15 protein-coding genes are annotated in these 17,750 nt (G+C 72.6%); 12 read left to right on the forward strand and 3 right to left on the reverse strand.

Annotated features, from left to right (window positions below):
- Nucleotides 1-7: 7 nt before the first annotated feature.
- The gene (locus ACFYO8_RS01610; RefSeq protein WP_355096717.1) at nucleotides 8-1,582 is read right to left on the reverse strand and encodes an FMN-binding glutamate synthase family protein; all 1,575 of its coding nucleotides are present in this window, start codon (nucleotides 1,580-1,582) and stop codon (nucleotides 8-10) included.
- Between the two features lie 40 nt (nucleotides 1,583-1,622).
- Between ACFYO8_RS01610 and ACFYO8_RS01615 the strand changes: the two genes are divergently transcribed.
- The 4 genes from ACFYO8_RS01615 (at nucleotide 1,623) to ACFYO8_RS01630 (ending at nucleotide 4,134) form a co-directional block, all read left to right on the forward strand.
- A complete protein-coding gene (locus ACFYO8_RS01615) occupies nucleotides 1,623-2,231 on the forward strand; it encodes an RNA polymerase sigma factor (RefSeq protein ID WP_387256631.1) in 609 nt (202 codons plus the stop codon).
- The gene (locus tag ACFYO8_RS01620) at nucleotides 2,224-2,937 is read left to right on the forward strand and encodes a hypothetical protein (protein WP_354863991.1); all 714 of its coding nucleotides are present in this window, start codon (nucleotides 2,224-2,226) and stop codon (nucleotides 2,935-2,937) included. Before ACFYO8_RS01615 ends, ACFYO8_RS01620 begins: the two co-directional genes overlap by 8 nt.
- A gap of 68 nt (nucleotides 2,938-3,005) precedes the next feature.
- On the forward strand, nucleotides 3,006-3,536 hold the full coding sequence (locus tag ACFYO8_RS01625; protein WP_354863989.1) for a hypothetical protein: 531 nt from the start codon (nucleotides 3,006-3,008) through the stop codon (nucleotides 3,534-3,536).
- A gap of 37 nt (nucleotides 3,537-3,573) precedes the next feature.
- Entirely contained in the window at nucleotides 3,574-4,134 is a 561-nt protein-coding gene (locus ACFYO8_RS01630) for a DUF5872 domain-containing protein (RefSeq protein ID WP_354863987.1), read from the forward strand.
- Nucleotides 4,135-4,201: 67 nt separating this feature from the next.
- On the opposite strand, the gene ACFYO8_RS01635 is transcribed toward ACFYO8_RS01630, so the two are convergent.
- Both ACFYO8_RS01635 and ACFYO8_RS01640 read right to left on the reverse strand, forming a co-directional pair.
- Nucleotides 4,202-5,395, reverse strand: a complete 1,194-nt coding sequence (locus ACFYO8_RS01635; protein ID WP_355014845.1) for an endo-1,4-beta-xylanase — start codon at nucleotides 5,393-5,395, stop codon at nucleotides 4,202-4,204.
- A gap of 205 nt (nucleotides 5,396-5,600) precedes the next feature.
- The gene (locus ACFYO8_RS01640) at nucleotides 5,601-6,605 is read right to left on the reverse strand and encodes a LacI family DNA-binding transcriptional regulator (protein WP_354863983.1); all 1,005 of its coding nucleotides are present in this window, start codon (nucleotides 6,603-6,605) and stop codon (nucleotides 5,601-5,603) included.
- 177 nt (nucleotides 6,606-6,782) lie between these two features.
- On the opposite strand from ACFYO8_RS01640, the gene ACFYO8_RS01645 reads away from it, so the two are divergent.
- From ACFYO8_RS01645 to ACFYO8_RS01680, 8 genes are all read left to right on the forward strand, one after another.
- Nucleotides 6,783-8,051: an extracellular solute-binding protein gene (locus ACFYO8_RS01645; RefSeq protein WP_354863981.1), complete on the forward strand. Its 1,269-nt coding sequence runs from the start codon at nucleotides 6,783-6,785 to the stop codon at nucleotides 8,049-8,051.
- Nucleotides 8,048-9,046 carry a sugar ABC transporter permease gene (locus ACFYO8_RS01650; RefSeq protein WP_354863979.1) on the forward strand — a complete coding sequence of 333 codons (999 nt, stop codon included), beginning with the start codon at nucleotides 8,048-8,050 and terminating at the stop codon, nucleotides 9,044-9,046. The genes ACFYO8_RS01645 and ACFYO8_RS01650 overlap by 4 nt, the downstream gene beginning before the upstream one ends.
- Nucleotides 9,043-9,909: a carbohydrate ABC transporter permease gene (locus ACFYO8_RS01655; protein WP_387256632.1), complete on the forward strand. Its 867-nt coding sequence runs from the start codon at nucleotides 9,043-9,045 to the stop codon at nucleotides 9,907-9,909. The genes ACFYO8_RS01650 and ACFYO8_RS01655 overlap by 4 nt, the downstream gene beginning before the upstream one ends.
- 39 nt (nucleotides 9,910-9,948) lie before the next feature.
- Entirely contained in the window at nucleotides 9,949-12,267 is a 2,319-nt protein-coding gene (locus tag ACFYO8_RS01660) for a glycoside hydrolase family 3 N-terminal domain-containing protein (RefSeq protein ID WP_354863975.1), read from the forward strand.
- A 205-nt stretch (nucleotides 12,268-12,472) separates the two neighbouring features.
- Nucleotides 12,473-13,579, forward strand: coding sequence for a glycosyltransferase family 39 protein (locus ACFYO8_RS01665; protein WP_354863973.1), 1,107 nt, complete (start codon nucleotides 12,473-12,475; stop codon nucleotides 13,577-13,579).
- Between the two features lie 105 nt (nucleotides 13,580-13,684).
- Nucleotides 13,685-15,553, forward strand: coding sequence for a glycosyltransferase family 2 protein (locus ACFYO8_RS01670; protein ID WP_354863971.1), 1,869 nt, complete (start codon nucleotides 13,685-13,687; stop codon nucleotides 15,551-15,553).
- Nucleotides 15,547-16,701, forward strand: coding sequence for a glycoside hydrolase family 26 protein (locus ACFYO8_RS01675; protein WP_387256633.1), 1,155 nt, complete (start codon nucleotides 15,547-15,549; stop codon nucleotides 16,699-16,701). Before ACFYO8_RS01670 ends, ACFYO8_RS01675 begins: the two co-directional genes overlap by 7 nt.
- Before the next feature lie 140 nt (nucleotides 16,702-16,841).
- Nucleotides 16,842-17,729 (forward strand): alpha/beta hydrolase, encoded by an 888-nt coding sequence (locus tag ACFYO8_RS01680; protein WP_354863967.1) that lies wholly within the window; start codon nucleotides 16,842-16,844, stop codon nucleotides 17,727-17,729.
- Nucleotides 17,730-17,750: the final 21 nt, after the last annotated feature.

Below are 17,750 nucleotides of genomic sequence, written 5' to 3' on the forward strand. Positions count from 1 at the left end.
GCCCGGGCTAGCCGACCGCGGTGGGGGAGGGCGGCACGCTGCCGCCCTGCGGCGCCTCGGCCGTCATCAGCCGCACGATCTCCGCCCGGTCCGCTGCCGACGGCATCCCCCACTCCGGCCGGTAGCCGAACGCCCGGTCCAGCGGGGTCGAGGAGGTCCGGCCGTCGAGGATCTCCACGGCGTCGGTGCCGATCAGCCCGGGATGCTCCACGCCGCACGCCTCGGCCACCTTGACCAGGTCGCGGCGCAGCGTACGGATGTAGTTCGCGGCCCGCACCGACTTGCGGGCCGGGTCCAGGCCCCGGGCCAGCCAGGCGTTCTGCGTGGCGACGCCGGTCGGGCAGGTGTCGGTGTGGCACTTCTGCGCCTGGATGCAGCCGATCGCCAGCATCGCCTCCCGCCCGACGTTGACCATGTCGGCGCCGAGCGCGAACGCCACCACCGCGTTGTCCGGCAGGCCGAGCTTGCCGGCGCCGACGAACACCACCTGCTCGTGCAGGTCGCGTTCGGCGAAGGTCCGGTAGACCCGGGAGAAGCCCTGCTGGAAGGGCAGCGAGACCGAGTCGCTGAAGATCAGCGGCGCGGCGCCGGTGCCGCCCTCGCCGCCGTCGACGGTCACGAAGTCCACGCCCCGGCCGGTGTCGCGCATCAGCGTGGTCAGCTCCTCCCAGAACCCCAGGTCGCCGACCGCGGACTTGATGCCGACCGGCAGGCCGGTCTCGGCGGCGAGCAGCTCCACCCAGTCCAGCAGGCTGTCGCAGTCGGAGAACTCGGCGTGCCGGGACGGGCTGACGCAGTCGCGTCCGGCCGGGATGCCCCGGGTGGCGGCGATCTCGGCGGAGACCTTCGCCGCCGGCAGCAGGCCGCCCAGGCTCGGTTTGGCGCCCTGGCTCAGCTTGATCTCCAGCGCCCGTACCGGCTCGGCCGCGACGAGGTCCTTGAGCCGTTCCAGGCTGAACCGGCCCTGCTCGTCCCGGCAGCCGAAGTACGCGGTGCCGAGCTGGAAGACCAGCTCACCGCCGTTGCGGTGGTACGGCGACAGCCCGCCCTCGCCGGTGTTGTGCAGACAGCCGGCCAGCGCCGCGCCCCGGTTCAGCGCCTCCACCGCGTTGCCGGACAGCGAACCGAAGCTCATCCCGGAGATGTTCACCACCGACTCCGGCCGGAACGCGCGCGCCCGGCCGCGCGCCGCGCCGAGCACCTTCGCGCAGGGCAGTGTCACGTCGTGCCCGGCGGCCGGCGCCGACGGCGGGACCGCCCGGCCGAACGTGCGGTGCTTGATGATCGGATAGCCGGAGGTGTGCTCGATGTCGTTGTCGGTGCCGAACCCGAAGTAGTTGTTCTCCTGCTTGGCCGAGGCGTACACCCAGCGGCGCTGGTCGCGGGTGAACGGCCGCTCCTCGTCGTTGCCGGCCACGATGTACTGCCGCAGCTCCGGGCCGATCGACTCGAGCAGGTACCGGGCGCGGCCCAGCACCGGGAAGTTGCGGCGCAGCGCGTGGTCGCGTTGCAGCAGGTCCCGCGCCGCCAGCGCGGCGACGGCGGTGACGGCTGCGGGTACGGCTCTTCTCGCCCAGCTCATCCCGCCACTCTTTCCGGCCCGGCACCCGGTCAAACGCCGGATGGAACCCGGCCGCCCCGGGCGGTGTCATGAATACGGACCGACGGCGGAGGCTGCCCTGGACGACGACGAGCTCGTCACCCGCGTACGCGCCGGCGACCGGGAGGCGTACGACGCCCTCGTCGCCCGGCACACCGCGTCCGCGTACCGGACGGCGGTGCTGCTCGGCGCCGGGCCGGACGCCGAGGACGTGGTCCAGGAGGCGTTCGTGAAGGCGTACCGAAAACTGTCCCGCTACCGGGCCGAGGCGTCGTTCCGGTCCTGGCTGCTCGCGATCGTCGCCAACGAGACCCGGAACCTGCACCGGACGCGTACCCGGCGGGACGGGCTGACGCTGCGCGCGGCGGCAGATCGGGGCGTGGCGGCCACCGTGCCCGACGGGCTCGACGCCGTGCTGGCGGCCGAGCGCCGGACGGAGCTGGTGAGGGCGCTGCGGCGGCTGCCCGTTCGCGACCGCGAGGTGATCGTCTGCCGTTACCTGCTCGACCTCGGCGAGGACGAGACAGCCACAGTGCTCGGGGTGCCCCGGGGCACCGCGAAGTCCCGGGCCCACCGGGCCTTGGCGAAGCTTCGTGCCCTGCTGGACCGGGAGGTGGCGCACCGTGGATGACCTGGAACGGGAGTTGCGGGAGCTGACCGCCTGGCTGGAGCCGGCGCGGACACCGGATGTCACCGCCCGGGTCCGGGCCCGCCTCGACGCGCCCGCGCCCCGCCGCCGGTGGCGGCACATGCTGGCCGCCGCCCTCGCCGCGCTGCTCGTGGCGGCGTTGCCGCCGGGGCGGGCCGCGATCGCCGACGCGGTGACCGGGCTGCTGCGGTTCTCCGGAGTCACCATCGACACCGCCCCCGCGCCGTCACCGACGGGTACGCCCTCGCCGCTGCCCGCGCAGCACGAGGTCGCCCTGGCCGAGGCGCAGCGGCAGGTGCGCTTCCCGATCCGGGTGCCGGCCCGGCTCGGCGCGCCGGAACGGGTGCTCGTCGCCGATCCGGACGGCACCGGCGCCCACCGGGTCGCCAGCCTGCTCTACCGGGGCGGGACGGTCCGGCTGGACGCCTTCGACGGCTCGCTCGACATCGTGTTCCACAAGCGGTCCCTCGGGGCGGACGTGACGCCCACCCAGGTCGGCGGCGAGTTCGCGATCTGGGTCGGTGGTCCGCACGCGCTGGCGTACGTGGACCGGTCGGGGACGGAACGGGTCGCCACCGCGCGGTTGTCCGCCGCGACGCTTATCTGGGAGCGGGCCGGGGTGAGCTACCGGCTGGAGGGAGACCTTACCCGTGAGCAGGCGCTGGAGGTCGCGTCCTCGCTGGAGTGAGCGCGGCGGGAACCTCGGGGCGCCGGGCGGTGTCCTGAAGGCGAGAGTCGTCGACGGGGGAGGCCCGGATGTCCGTTCCGAGAAGTGTCCTGCTGGTGCCGGTCCTGCTGCTGGCCGGTTGCAGTGGCCCGGCCGCGGTCCCGGCCGGCGCGCCGGGCACGGTCCCGGCCACCACGCCTGCCACCGAACCGGCCGTGCCGGCGGCCTGCGCCGAACGGCTGGAGACCGGCCGGCTGCCGGACTGGGCAGACGCCGGGTTCACCGGCGACACCCGCGTGCGGCACGTCCTCGGCACCAGCGGCGACATCGTGGCGATCCTGTTCGCGTACCCGCTGGCGTACGCGCGCGGCGACGGCGCCAACAACAAGATCCTCTGGGTGGCCCGCCCCGAGCCCGGCCGGTCCGAACCGGCGCCGCGGTCCCCCCTGGTGATCACCGCGACGCGGGCCGGGACCGACACCCCTGTCGTCCGGGAGGTCGAGGGCGGGCCCGGGCCGTCCATCGTCGACCTGCCGGCCGCCGGGTGCTGGCGGCTGCGACTGGACTGGTCCGGCCGCACCGACAGGATGGATCTGGTCTATCGGCCGGCGCCTCGCTGACCGGCATGGCCGCCGCCGGTCCGGGTAACGCTGCGTCATGGCGAAGTACACCGAGCCGGAACTGCGGGAGCGCCTCAAGGCCGAGATCCGCGCCTCCGACAGGGGTGGCCGGCCGGGGCAGTGGTCGGCCCGCAAGTCGCAGTTGCTGACGAACGAGTACAAGAAGGCCGGCGGGGGATTCGAGGGCCCGAAGGACGCACGACAGCGCTCGCTGCAGCGCTGGAGCGGCGAGAAATGGCAGACCCGCAGCGGTGACACGCGCGCCCGCAACGGCGGCGAAACGCGCCGTTACCTGCCCAAACAGGCGTGGGAGGAACTGTCGGAGACCGAACGGCGCGCCACCGACACCCGCAAGCGCCGCGCGTCGCGCTCCGGCCGCCAGTATGTGCCGAACACCGGCCCGGCGAAGCGGGCCCGCCGGGACGCCACGGCCGCCGGGCAGATCAACGAGTTGCCGGTGACCGAGGCGGTCAAGCTGGTCCGCGACCTCGGCACCCGGCAGCTCGACGCGGCGCTGCGCCGGGAGCGCGGCGGCAAGGCCCGAAAGACGCTCATCGGACGGCTGGAGTCGGAACTGGGCCGGCGCCGGGCGGCGTGAGCGCGTACCGCCGTGGCACACCGCGACGGCGGGGCCGGCCCGAAGGCCAGGCCCCGCCGTGTGAGGGTCAGCGGCGCGGGTGCTGCGGGACGCGCGGCAGCACGTAGGGCGGACCGGAGAAGATCAGGTCAGCCTTCAGTTCGTGGTACGCCCGCTTCGGCTGGTAGTTCTCGTCGTAGACGGTGGCCAGGCCCTCCGGCGGGTCGGAGAACGCCCCGGGCACCCAGGAGTGCTTGTCGGTGAAGCCCCAGAGGGTGAACGACAGGCAGTGCCGCTCGGCCAGGCAGGCCTGCATCAGCACGCTGAAGTTCGCCGCTGACGCCTGCAACCTCGGGTTGATCTCCGCGGAGTCGCCGGCCTCCACCCTCTCGGTGATCTGGCTGCGCACGTCCACCTCGGTGAGGGCCGTGGCCAGCCCGAGCCCGGCGAACTTGCGCAGGGCCGCGGCCACCTGGAGCGTGCTGAAGTTGCCGTACTGGGTGCCCAGGTGGCCCTGTGCGCCCACGCCGTCGATCGGCACGCCCTTGGCCCGCAGCTCACGGGCCATGTCGTAGACGAACTGCGTCTTGTCGTCGGCCGGGTTGCCGGAGCCGAACGCCTCGATGTTGTAGTCGTTGTAGAACAGCAGCGCCTTCGGATCGGCGGCGCGGGCCCAGCGGAACGCGTCGGCGATGTAGCCGGGGCCCAGGTTCTGCGCCCAGAACCCCTTGTAGTGCAGGGTGGAGGGGGTGTCCCAGGGGTCGCTGACCGCCTCGTTCACCACGTCCCACTGCCAGATCTTGCCCTTGAAGTGGGTGACCACCGCGGTGATGTGGTTGCGCAGGATCTGGCGCAGCTCGGCCTTGCTGATCGAGCCGTCCGCGACGCCGCTGGTCAGCCACGCGGGCAACTGGTTGTGCCAGACCAGCACGTGGCCCCGGACCCGCTGGTTGTTCTTACGGGCGAACTCGATCAGCTCGTCGGCCGGGCCCCAGTTGTAGGTGCCCCGGGTGGGCTCCAGGCTCTCCCACTTCATCACGTTCTCGGCGGTGACGGTGGAGAACTCGGACGCGGCCAGCTCGCGGTAGCGCGGCTCGGCGGCGTCGTTGAGGGCGGCCATGTCCACCGCGGTGCCCACGTACAGGCCGTGGCGCTTGGCCAGGTCACGCAGGCTTTGCGCGGTCGGATCGTACGGTCGTCCGGCTGTCGCGGGTACGACGTTGAGGGCGGTGGCGGTCGCGACGGCGACGGCGCCGGCGGCGAGCCAGCGTCTCAGCTTCATTGTCGTTCCTCTCGGGAGGGTGCGCGCGGCCGGGGGCCGGCGGTGACGGTGCCGGGGACGCCGCGCCGTGGAACGGATCGGCGGGCGCCCGGGTGGACGAAGCGGCTTCCGAAACTTCCGGTCTACCTTCCGGAAGTAGCCCGAAACATTACGGACGCCGATAGCCGCCCGTCAATCACCTGGGCCGTGCGGGTGAGATGGCGGGTCAGCGCAGCGGGCAGCAGGAGGCCCGGACGACCAGCTCGGTGGGGAGCTGGATGTGCGTGTCCCGCTCCACGCCGGCGATCAGGTCGATCAGCAGGCGCAGCGATTCGGCGCCCATGCGTTGCAGCGGCTGCCGGATCGTGGTGAGTGGCGGGTCGACCAGCGCCGACTCGGGGATGTTGTCGAAGCCGATGACCGACAGGTCGTCCGGCACGCGCAGGCCGAGGCCGCGGGCGACGTCCACCGTGGAGATGGCCGAGAGGTCGTTGCCGGCGAAGATCGCGGTCGGCCGGTCGGGGAGCGCGAGCAGTTCGGCGGCGGTGCTGGCGGCGGTCTCGGTGCGGAACCCGCCCACCCGCACGAGCCGCTCGTCCACCGGCACGCCCGCGTCGGCCATCGCCTTGCGGAACCCGGCGTCCCGCAGCCGGGCCGACTCCAGGTCGGGCCGGCCGCTGATGTGCGCGATCCGCCGGTGCCCCAGCGACAGCAGGTGGTCGGTGGCCAGCACCGCGCCGGCGAAGTTGTCGGAGTCGACTGTGGGCAGGCCGGACGGGCCGGTGTGCGGGTCGACGGCCACCACGTGGAAGCCGTGCTTGGTCTCGACCACCGTCGGCGTCACGATCACCGCACCGTCGATCAGCGTGCCGGAGAGCCGGGCCAGCGAGCGCCGCTCCCATCCGATGGCCGCGCCCTCGCCGTCCCCGCTGGAGTAGGCGAGCAGTTGGTACCCGCTGCCGGCGACCTCCCGGGACGCGCCCTTGAGTAGCTCCGTGGAGAACGGCTCGAACTCGGCGACCAGGATGCCCAGCACGTTCGTACGGTGGCTGCGCAGGCTCTGCGCGCCCAGGCTGGCCTCGTACCCCAGCTCGCGGATGACCTCCTGGACGCGCTCGACGGTGGCCTGCGCGACGCCGTACCTTCCATTGACAACCTTGGATACAGTTGCCACCGAGACGCCGGCCGTACGTGCCACGTCCGACATCTTGACGCGCTGGGGGAACACCACGCCGACGATGATAGAGGGCCCTTCCCGGCGGATCGAAGACGATGTCGAAAACGTTATCGATACCGATTGACTTCACGTTACAGCCCTGTAAAACTCCCCGGCAGGTAACCCGGCTGAGTGGTCGAGGAGACATCTATGACGATGAAGCGCCGTGCTGGTGCCGTCCTGGCACTGTTTGTGACAAGCGCTCTGCTGGCCTCCGCGTGCAGCGGTGGTGGCGACGACGAGAAGGCGGCCGAGAGCGAGCTGTACAAGAACCCGGTGACGCTGACCTGGTGGCACAACGCCTCCCAGGACGGGCCCGGCAAGACGTACTGGGAGAAGGTCGCAAAGGACTTCTCCGCGGCCCATCCGACCGTCAAGATCGAGATCGAGGCGATCGAGACGAACCAGCTCCAGCGCACCCGGCTCCCCGCCGCGCTGCTGAGCAACGACCCGCCGGACATCTTCCAGGCGTGGGGCGGCGGCGAGATGCGCGAGCAGGTCGAGGCCGACTACCTCAAGGACATCACCGACCAGGTGAAGGGCGAGGTGGCCGACATCGGCAACGCCGCCGAGATCTGGCAGGTGGAAGGCAAGCAGTACGGCCTGCCGTACCGGATGGGCATCGAGGGCGTCTGGTACAACAAGGACATGTTCGCGAAGGCGGGCATCGCGGCGCCGCCGACCACCTTCGAGGAACTCAACGCCGCTGTCACCAAGCTCAAGGCCATCAACGTCGTCCCGATCGCCCTCGGCGCCGGTGACAAGTGGCCCGCCGCGCACTGGTGGTACAACTACGCGCTGCGTGCCTGCTCGGTCGACACGCTGAAGAAGGCGACGAAGGACCGGACCTTCGACGACCCGTGCTTCGTCAAGGCGGGCCAGGACCTGAAGGCCTTCATCGACACCAAGCCGTTCCAGAACAACTTCATCGCCACGCCGGGCCAGAACGACCCGACCAGCGCCAACGGTCTGCTCGCCAACGGCAAGGCCGCGATGGAGCTGATGGGCGACTGGAACCGGGGCACCCTGGACACCGTCGCCACGGACAAGGCGGCCCTGGGCAAGTTCCTCGGCTGGTTCCCGGTGCCGGCGATCTCCGGCTCCGCCGGTGACCCGAAGGCCGCCCTCGGCGGCGGCGACGGGTTCGCCTGCTCCAAGAACGCCCCGGCCGAGTGCGTCGAGTTCCTCAAGTACCTCGTCAGTCCCGAGGTGCAGAAGGGCTACGCCGCCACCGGCACCGGCCTGCCGGTCGCCAAGGGCGCGGCGGACGGCGTGACCGACCCGGCCCTGAAGTCCATCCTGGAGTCCACCTCCTCGGCCACCTACGTGCAGCTCTGGCTCGACACGGCCTTCGGCAGCACCGTCGGCAACGCGATGAACGACGCGATCGTCGCGATCTTCGCCGGCAACGGGACACCTGAGAAGGTTGTCTCGGCCATGAAGGCGGCCGCAAGCAAGTGACGTCCGCATCGCAGACCCGTATGCCCGCCGGCGGCGTGACCACGCCGCCGGCGGGCCTCCGGTCCGGCGCCCGAGCCGCCTCACGCCGCGCCGAGACCCGCCGCAAGTGGTACGAGATCATCGGGCTGACCACGCCGGCGGTCCTCATCTACGTGCTCTTCGTGCTGGTGCCGATGGGCTTCGCGTTCTACTACAGCCTGTTCCGCTGGCGCGGGGTCGGCCCGCCCACCGAGTACGTCGGTTTCCGCAACTACACGCTCGCGTTCCAGGACCCGATCTTCCTCGACGCGTTGCGCAACAACGCGATCATCGTCTTCGGGTCGCTGCTCATCCAGGGGCCGGTCGCGCTCGGCATCGCCCTGCTGCTCAACCGCCGCTTCCGCGGGCGCTCGGCGTTCCGCCTGCTGATGTTCGTGCCGTACGTGCTGGCCGAGGTCACCGTCGGCATCATGTGGAAGCTGATCCTGACCGACGGAGGCACGCTCGACGCGCTGCTGCGGTCGGTGGGGCTGGGCGGCCTCGTGCAGGCGTGGCTGGCCGACCTGGACGTGGTGATCTGGACGCTGCTGTTCATCCTCACCTGGAAGTACGTCGGCTTCGCCATCATCCTGCTGCTCGCCGGCCTGTCGAACGTGCCGCCGGAGCTGAACGAGGCCGCCGAGATCGACGGCGCGAGCTGGTGGCAGATTCAGCGCCACGTCACGCTGCCGCTGCTCGGCCCCACCATCCGGATCTGGATGTTCCTGTCGATGATCGGCTCGTTGCAGGTCTTCGACATGATCTGGGTGACCTCGGTGCCCGCGGTGCGGTCACTCGGCGCCTCGGCCACCATGGCGACCTACATGGTGGACAACGGCTTCTTCGCCCGGCTCTGGGGCTACGGCAACGCGGTCGCCGTGATCCTGTTCGTCATCTCGTTCGTCGCGGCGCTGCTGTTCCAGCGTTTCCTGCTCAACCGCGACATCGAGGGCGCCATCACCCGGAAGGGGAAGTGACAGTGGCCGTGAACTCCGTATCCGTCCCCTCGGCCGGGCGCCGGCCGGTGCAGTGGAGCACGCCGCTGACGTACGCGCTGGCACTCGCGATCGCGGCCGTGTCGATCGCACCCGTCGTGTACGTCATCGTCGGCGGTTTCCGCAGCACGCCGCAGATCGTGAACGACCCGGCCGGCCTGCCGGACCCGTGGGTCTGGGACAACTACTACCGGGTGCTGACGCAGAGCGACTTCTGGAAGCAGGCGTTCAACAGCGCTGTGGTGGCGCTGGGCACCACGCTCGGTGTGGTGGTGCTCGGCATGGCCGCCGCGTTCGTGCTCGCCCGGTACACGTTCCGGGGCCGCGAAGGGCTCTACACCTTCTTCACCCTCGGCCTGCTGTTCCCGGCCGGCGCGGCGATCCTGCCGCTGTACCTGCTGCTGCGCGACCTGAACCTGATCAACTCCTACTACGCGGTGATCCTGCCGCAGGTGGCCTTCTCGCTGCCGCTCACGATCGTCATCCTGCGGCCGTTCCTGACGGCCATCCCGCGGGAGCTGGAGGACGCGGCCGCCATCGACGGCGCCGGCCGGCTCGGCTTCCTCTGGCGGATCGTGCTGCCGCTGTCGCGGCCCGCGGTCGTCACCGTCGGCATCCTCGCGTTCGTGGCGAGCTGGAACGCGTTCCTCCTGCCGCTGCTCGTCCTCGGGGACGTCAACCTGCACACCCTGCCGCTGGGCGTGCAGAACTTCTCCAGCCAGTACACCACGGACACCGCGGGCGTCCTCGCCTTCACGTCGCTGGCGATGTTGCCGGCGCTGCTGTTCTTCACCCTGGCGGAGAAGCAGATCGTGGGCGGACTCCAGGGCGCGGTCAAGGGCTGAGCGGCAGCGGTACCAGCACAACCAGTGGAAAGGCACACCATGACAGAGGTCCACGCGGTGGTGGGCGGGCCGGCTCGGGCAGGTTCGGACCACGACCGGCCGGACGGGCACGACACCGAGACGCGCGTACGGGAACTGCTCGCTCGTATGACGATCGAGGAGAAGGTCGCGCAGCTCGTCGGGTTCTGGGAGAAGGAGGACGGCGAGGCGGTCGCACCCCTGCAGGGCGAGTTCGCCGACACCGGCCGGCTCGACGACTTCTCCCGGCACGGGCTGGGTCACCTCACCCGCGCCTACGGCACCCGTCCGGTCGACGCCGCGGCCCGCGCTGCCTGGCTGTGGAAGTTCCAGCGGGACCTGGTGACCGGCACCCGGCTGGGCATCCCGGCGATCGTGCACGAGGAGTGCCTGACCGGCCTGTCGGCGTGGAAGGCGGCCACCTTCCCGACGCCACTGGCCTGGGGCGCCGCGTTCGATCCGGACCTGGTCACCGAGATGGCGGCGGCGATCGGGGCCTCGATGCGCGCGCTCGGCATCCACCAGGGCCTGTCCCCGGTGCTCGACGTGATCCGGGATCCGCGGTGGGGCCGGGTCGACGAGTGCATCGCCGAGGACCCCTACCTCGTCGGCACCATCGGCACCTCGTACGTGCGGGGACTCCAGTCGCAGGGCGTGCTCGCCACGCTGAAGCACTTCGCCGGCTACTCCGCCTCACGGGCCGGGCGCAACTTCGGCCCGGTCCACGCCGGTCCCCGGGAACTCGCCGACGTGCTCCTGCCGCCGTTCGAGATGGCGATCCGGGACGGGAACGCCCGCAGCGTCATGCATTCGTACGCGGAGGTCGACGGCGTGCCGGTCGCCGCCGACCCGACGATGCTCACCGACCTGCTGCGGGACCGGTGGGGCTTCGACGGGACGGTGGTGGCCGACTACTACGGCGTCGCCTTCCTCGACCTGCTGCACCACGTCGCGGCCGACAACGCCGACGCGGCGGTGCAGGCGCTGAGCGCGGGCGTCGACATCGAGCTGCCCACGGGCGACGCCTACCTGACCCTGACCGAGACGGTGCGGGCCGGCGGGCTGGACGAGGCGCTCGTCGACCGGGCGGTGCTGCGCGTCCTGCGGCAGAAGCAGGAACTCGGGCTGCTCGACGCGACGTTCGCCGACGAGCCACCGGGCCCCATCGACCTCGACTCGCCGGAGCACCGGTCGATCGCGCGGCGGCTCGCCGAGGAGTCGGTCGTCCTGGTCGCCAACGAGGGCGTGCTACCGCTGGCGGCGGGCCGCCGGGTGGCGGTCGTCGGCCCGAACGCCGACCGGCAGGGCGCGCTGTTCGGCTGCTACTCGTTCCTCAACCACGTGCTGGCCCACCACCCGGGCGTCGAGACCGGCTTCGAGGTGCCGACGGTGCTGGAGGCGGTCCGCGCCGAGATGGGCGCCGACCGGATCACCTTCGCGGCCGGCTGCGAGGTGGACTCGGCGGACCGGTCCGGGTTCGACGAGGCGGTCGCCACCGCGTCCGCCGCCGACGTGGCAGTCCTCGTGGTCGGTGACCACGCCAGCCTCTTCGGCCGCGGCACCGTCGGCGAGGGGTGCGACCGGGACGACCTGGAGCTGCCCGGCGTGCAGCGCCAGCTCGTCGAGGCGGTGCTGGACACCGGAACGCCTGTCGTCCTGGTGCTGCTCACCGGCCGCCCGTACGCGCTGGGCTGGGCGCTGACCCGGTGCGCGGCGGTGGTGCAGACGTTCTTCCCCGGCGAGGAGGGCGCCGGCGCCATCGCGGGCGTGCTCTCCGGACGGGTCAACCCGTCCGGCCGGCTGCCGGTCACCCTGCCCGGCTCGGCCGGCGCGCAGCCGTACTCGTACCTGCACCCGGAGCTGGGGGAGGGCATGAACGGCACCAACCTGCCGGCGACGCCGGTGGCGCCGTTCGGCCACGGCTTGTCCTACACCACGTTCGCGTACGCCGACCTGACCGTGCCGGCCGAGGCGCCGACCGACGGGGAACTGCGGGTGTCGGTGCGCGTGACGAACACCGGCCCGGTCGCCGGTGACGACGTGGTGCAGCTCTACGGCCGCGACCTGGTCGCCTCGGTGACCCGGCCGGTGGCGCAGCTGCTCGGCTACCGGCGGGTGCGTCTGGAGCCGGGCGCCTCGGTCACCGTCGAGCTGACCGTGCCCACCACGCGGCTGGCGCTCACCGACCGCGCGCTCAACCGGGTGGTGGAGCCCGGGGACATCGACGTCTGGGTCGGCACGAGCGCCCGGCGCGACGTCCAGGCGCGGACGACGCTGACCGGTGACACCGCGGCGATCACCGCCGCGTCGCCCCGCTGGACGACCACGGATCTCCGCTGAGCCGGGCCCGCCGGTCGTCCACGGGGCGGCCGGCGGGCTCTTTCAGCTCATATTGGCGTTATGTCGCTTTTGACTCACTAGGCTCCAAGGTGTCATCCAGCCCGTGACCCGGGACGTCCGGCGCTGCCCGCCACGCGTGGGCCGCGTCCCGCCGTCCGGCCGGCTGGACCCGGTCGCCGGCACCCACAGGGATGCGTGAGTCACGATGATGGACGCGGACACCATGGTCCTGCCCCGGCTCGGGGACGCCCCGGTCGAGGACCCGTGGGGCGAGGACCGGCCGCGCCGGGCAACCGCCCGATCCGCCGCCGCGCTGACGTGGTGGCGCGTCGCGGCGTGGCTGGTGCCGGCGGCGCTGATGGGCGTGCTCGGCGCCGCCCGGATCACCGCGTCGGGACCGAGCGCCGAAGAACTCGTCACCCGCCGCGCGGCCACGTCGCCCCGGCCGGGCGTCGGCGCCGCGCTGACCGGCGACGATGTCGCGCTCGGACCGTACCACCTGCTCATGCGCGGCTGGGTGGAGCTGGCCGGCGCGGCGGACCTCGCGTGGCGCGTACCGTCGCTGCTGGCCATGGTCGGCGCCGCGGCGCTCGTCGGCGCGCTCGCCGCCCGGATCGCCACGCCCGCCGCCGGCCTGCCGGCCGGGGTGATCTTCGCGGTGCTGCCCACCTCGATCCGGTACGCGCAGGAGGCGCAGCCGTACGCCCTGGCGGTCTTCGCCGCCGTGCTCGCCACCTGGCTGCTGGTCCCCACGCTCGGCCGGCCGCGCCCGCGGCGGCTGGCGCCCTACGCGGGCGCGGTGCTGCTGCTCGGCCTGTGCCAGCCGGTGGCGTTGCTGCTGCTCGCCGGCCACGGCTGGGTCGTGCTGGCGTTCCGTCGCCGCCATGCCGTCCGGTGGCTGGCCGCCGTGGCCCTCGGACTGCTCCCGGTCGCCGCGCTGTTCGCCGTCGGCCTGCGCGCCGGCGGGCACCTGGCGTCCGGGGTGCGACCCGGCGCCGCCGTGCTGGCGGCCACGCCCGGGGATCTCTTCGGCGTCGCCGCGCTCGGTGGCGTGCTGGCCGGGCTGGCCCTGTTCAGTCTCCCGTTGCGGTACCCGGCGGCGGCCTGCACCGCCTGGGCGCTGGTGCCGGCGCTCGGCCTGCTGGCGCTGGCGCAGGTGATGCCGGTCTGGTCGGCCGTGAACCTGCTGTTCACGGTGCCGGCCTGGGCGGTGCTCGCCGGGGTCGCCCTGTCCCGGGCGCGGACTGTCGGCACCCTTGCCGTGCCGGCGCTCGTCGCGCTGCTCGCGGTGGCGGCGCAGCTCCCGTCGTGACTGTCGACAAACGGGCGATGTCTGCCTGATTATCCGTTTTGCGGGTGATTGTCGGCTTAGCATTCGGTCGGCTCCTGAGCCGGATGCAGACCATGGGGGGAAAACGTGGCCGTCGCCGCCGATACACGCCCGTCCCGCGCCACGACGGCCGGGACGCCGGGTGCCCGCCCGGCCGCGCCCGCCCCGCCCGGGGCGCCCGCAGACCCGGACCGCCGGCAGCGCAACGTCAGCGCCCGTTTGGCGTACGCGCGCTGCGGCGCCACCGCCGGGCCGCTGCGCCCGCCCCGCCGCCCCGACGCGGCGGTCGAGTTCCGCCCCACCGCCTCGGTGGCCGCGCGGCTGGTGCTGACCGTGCTGGTGCTGGTCAACAGCGCCGCCGGCCTGATCTTCGTCGGCTGGCTGCTGCTGCCCCGGCACGTGCCCGGCCCGGGCGTCGTCGGGCTCGGCGGCTGGCAGACGGCCGCCGCCCGGCTCGCGTTCTGCGTCGTCGTCGGCGTCGAGCTGATCCGCCTGGCGCAGAACGTGGTGGTCTGGGTGTTCGCCTTCCACGCCCGGGACCCGGTCCCGGTCGACCCGCCGGTCGGCCTGCGGGTCGCCCTGCTCACCACGATCGTGCCGAGCAAGGAGCCGATCGAGGTCGCCGAGCGGACGCTGCGCCGGCTCCGGGAGATCGTCTACTGCGGGCACGTCGACGTGTGGATCCTCGACGAGGGCGACGACCCGGCGGTCCGGGCGATGGCCGCGCGGCTGGGCGTACGCCACTTCACCCGCAAGGGCCGGCCCGAGTACAACCGGCCCGGCGGCGAGTTCCGGGCCCGGACCAAGTCCGGCAACCACAACGCCTGGCGGGCCGAGCACGAGCACCGCTACGACGTCGTCGCGAACGTCGACCCCGACCACGTGCCGCTGCCGAACCTCCTGGAACGCACGCTCGGCTACTTCCGCGATCCGGACGTCGCGTTCGTGGTGACCCCCCAGGTGTACGGCAACATGCACCAGAACTTCGTCGCCCACGGCGCCTCGGTGCAGCAGTACCTCTACAACGGGCTGATCGCCCGGGGCGGCAACGGCCTGGACGCGCCACTGCTGACCGGCACCGGGCACCTCTACCGCCCGGCGGCCTGGCGGACCGTCGGCGGCTACCAGGACTCGATCATCGAGGACCACCTCACCAGCATCCGGGTGCACGCCGCCGTCAACCCGGCCACCGGCAACCGGTGGAAGGGTGTCTACACCCCGGACGTGGTGGCGCTCGGCGAGGGGCCGACCTCCTGGGCGGACTACTTCAACCAGCAGAAGCGCTGGGCGGCCGGGATCTGCGAGATCCTGCTCCGGCGCGACCTGCGTACGCCGCGCGACCTGCCGTCGCGCCGCCGCTGGCAGTACCGCCTGCTCCAGTTCTACTACCCGAGCGTGGCGGTGAGCCTGCTGCTGGGCAACGCCGCCACCGCGTTGTACCTGCTGACCGGCGTCGACGCGGGCCGGCTCGACCCGCAGGTCTGGGCGACGCTGTGGGGTTGCACGATCGGCACCTGGTTCCTGCTCTGGCTGTGGCTGCGCCGCTTCAACATCGCCCCGCACGAGCGGGAGGAGGTGGGCATGGCCGGCATGGCGCTGGCCCTGTTCGCCGGACCGGTCTACGTGGCCGCCGCGGTGGGCGCCCTGCTGCGCCGCAAGCTCGGGTTCGTGGTCACCGCCAAGGGCGCGCTGCGCACTGTGGAGTCGGTGCGCACGTTCCGGCTGCACCTGTGCTGGGCGTTCGCCGCCGCCGGGCTGCTCGCGGCGAGTTTCGCGCTGGATCACGACTACCCGCTGCTGCGGGTCTGGCCGGCGCTGACACTGCTGACCGGGCTCGCACCGCCGCTGATCTCCTGGGTGGAGAGCCTGCGGGCCCGCCGGGTCCGGGCCGCCGACACGGTCCGTGAGCCCCAGGTGGTGCCCCGGGCAGTGACCGACGGCGGTGCGCCGTGCTGAGGCCGACGCTGCCCCGGGTGGGTCTGGCGCTTGCCGGGTTGCTGCTGCTCGCGTACGCCTTCGTGGTGGCGCCCGGCGCGTGGCGCGACCCCGGCGCCGGCGCCTCGGCCCGGCGGCCCGCCCCGGCGACGCCGCAGGCGAGCACCGACGTGCCGGCGGCGGTCGTGCCGAGCCCGCGCGGCGGCCCGTTCCCCCCGGCCGGGCAGGCGTTCCTCGGGGTGATGACCGACAAGGGCCCGTACGACTTCGCGCCGGTCGACCGGTTCGCCGAGGCGGCCGGGCGGTCGCCGCAGGTGATGCTCTTCGGCGCCGACTGGGCGTCGGCCGAGTTCGACCGCACCCTGTTCGACCGGATCGCCGAGCGGGGCATGATGCCGATGCTCGGCTGGGAGCCGTGGGACCACACGGTCGACCGGGCGGCCCGGCGCACCGGCCTGACCGACCGGCAGATCGACCGGCTGCGCGCCACCCAGCCGGACTACCGGCTGGCGCGCATCGCGGGCGGCGACTTCGACGCCTATCTGAGCTCCTGGGCGCGGGGGATCCGGTCGCTGGGGTACCCGGTCGCCATCCGCTTCGGACACGAGATGAACGGCGACTGGTATCCCTGGTGTGAGCGGGCCAACGGCAACCGCCCGGGCGACTACGTACGGGCCTGGCGGCACGTGCACGACGTCTTCACCGAGGCCGGCGCCACGAACGTCACCTGGGTGTGGAGCCCGAACGCCCGCTGGGACAAGACCACCGCCGGGCTCACCGGCCTCTACCCGGGCGACGGGTACGTCGACTGGGTCGGCGTCACCGGCTACTACGGCAGCGGCGCGTTCACCAGGACGTACTGGTCGTTCGACCAGATCTTCGGCCCGACGATCGCCGAGATCCGCAAGGTCACCGGCAAGCCGCTCGTGGTCACCGAGACCGGCGCCGCCGACGCGGCCGGGTACAAGGCGCGGTGGATCCGGGACACCTTCCGCGCCCTGCCCCGCTATCCGAACCTGATCGGGCTCATCTGGTTCGAGGTGGACAAGGAGAAGGACTGGCGCATCGCCGGTTCCCCGGCGGCGGCGACCGCGTTCGCCGAGGCGGTGGCCGTCCGGCGCTACGACGTGACCTGGTCGCCGGCGGTACGGCCGCGCACCGGGCCCTGATCCCCTACCGGGCCCGGCCGACCTGCCATGCCGGACGGCGCGGTTCACCGAGGGACCGGTGATTTCGCCGATGCGGGCCAGCGGCCCGGGCGCGGATGCTGACGCATGTCGATGTAATTCCGGCGCAAGGAGTAACCGACGTGCCCACCACCCGTTCCCGTACCCCCGTCCGTGCCCTCGCCCGCCTCGCCGTGGCGGCGCTGCTCGCCACCGGCGGAGCCCTCTCCGTCCCGGCCGCGGCGAACGCGGCCAGCCCCTACGAGCGCGGCCCGGCGCCCACGAGCGCCGTCCTGGAGGCCAGCCGCGGCCCGTTCGCCACCTCGTCGATAAACGTCTCCTCGCTGAGCGTGACCGGCTTCGGCGGCGGCGTCATCTACTACCCGACCAGCACCGCCGAGGGCACCTTCGGCGCGGTCGCCATCTCGCCCGGCTACACCGCCTCCTGGTCCAGCCTGAGCTGGCTCGGACCGCGGATCGCCTCGCACGGTTTCGTGGTGATCGGCATCGAGACCAACACCCGGCTGGACCAGCCGGACAGCCGGGGCCGCCAGCTCCTGGCCGCGCTGGACTACCTGACCGAGCGCAGCTCGGTGCGGGGCCGCATCGACTCCTCGCGGCTCGCCGTGGCGGGGCACTCGATGGGTGGCGGCGGCAGCCTGGAGGCCGCGGCGGCCCGGCCGTCGTTGCAGGCCGCCGTCCCGCTCGCGCCGTGGAACCTGGACAAGACCTGGTCCGAGGTGCGGGTGCCGACGCTCATCATCGGCGGCGAGACCGACAGCGTGGCGCCGGTGGCGACCCACTCGGTCCCGTTCTACAACAGCATCCCGGCGTCCTCGGAGAAGGCGTACCTGGAGCTGGACGGCGCGAGCCACTTCTTCCCGCAGACGACGAACACGCCGACGGCGAAGCAGATGGTGGCCTGGCTGAAGCGGTTCGTCGACGACGACACCCGCTACGAGCAGTTCCTCTGCCCGGGTCCGAGCGGGTCGGCGATCCAGGAGTACCGCAACACCTGCCCCAGCGCCTGAGCCCGTCCGCTCCCGGGGTGG

The organism is Micromonospora sp. NPDC005257 (genome assembly GCF_042872445.1).
In the GTDB taxonomy this organism is placed as follows: domain Bacteria; phylum Actinomycetota; class Actinomycetes; order Mycobacteriales; family Micromonosporaceae; genus Micromonospora.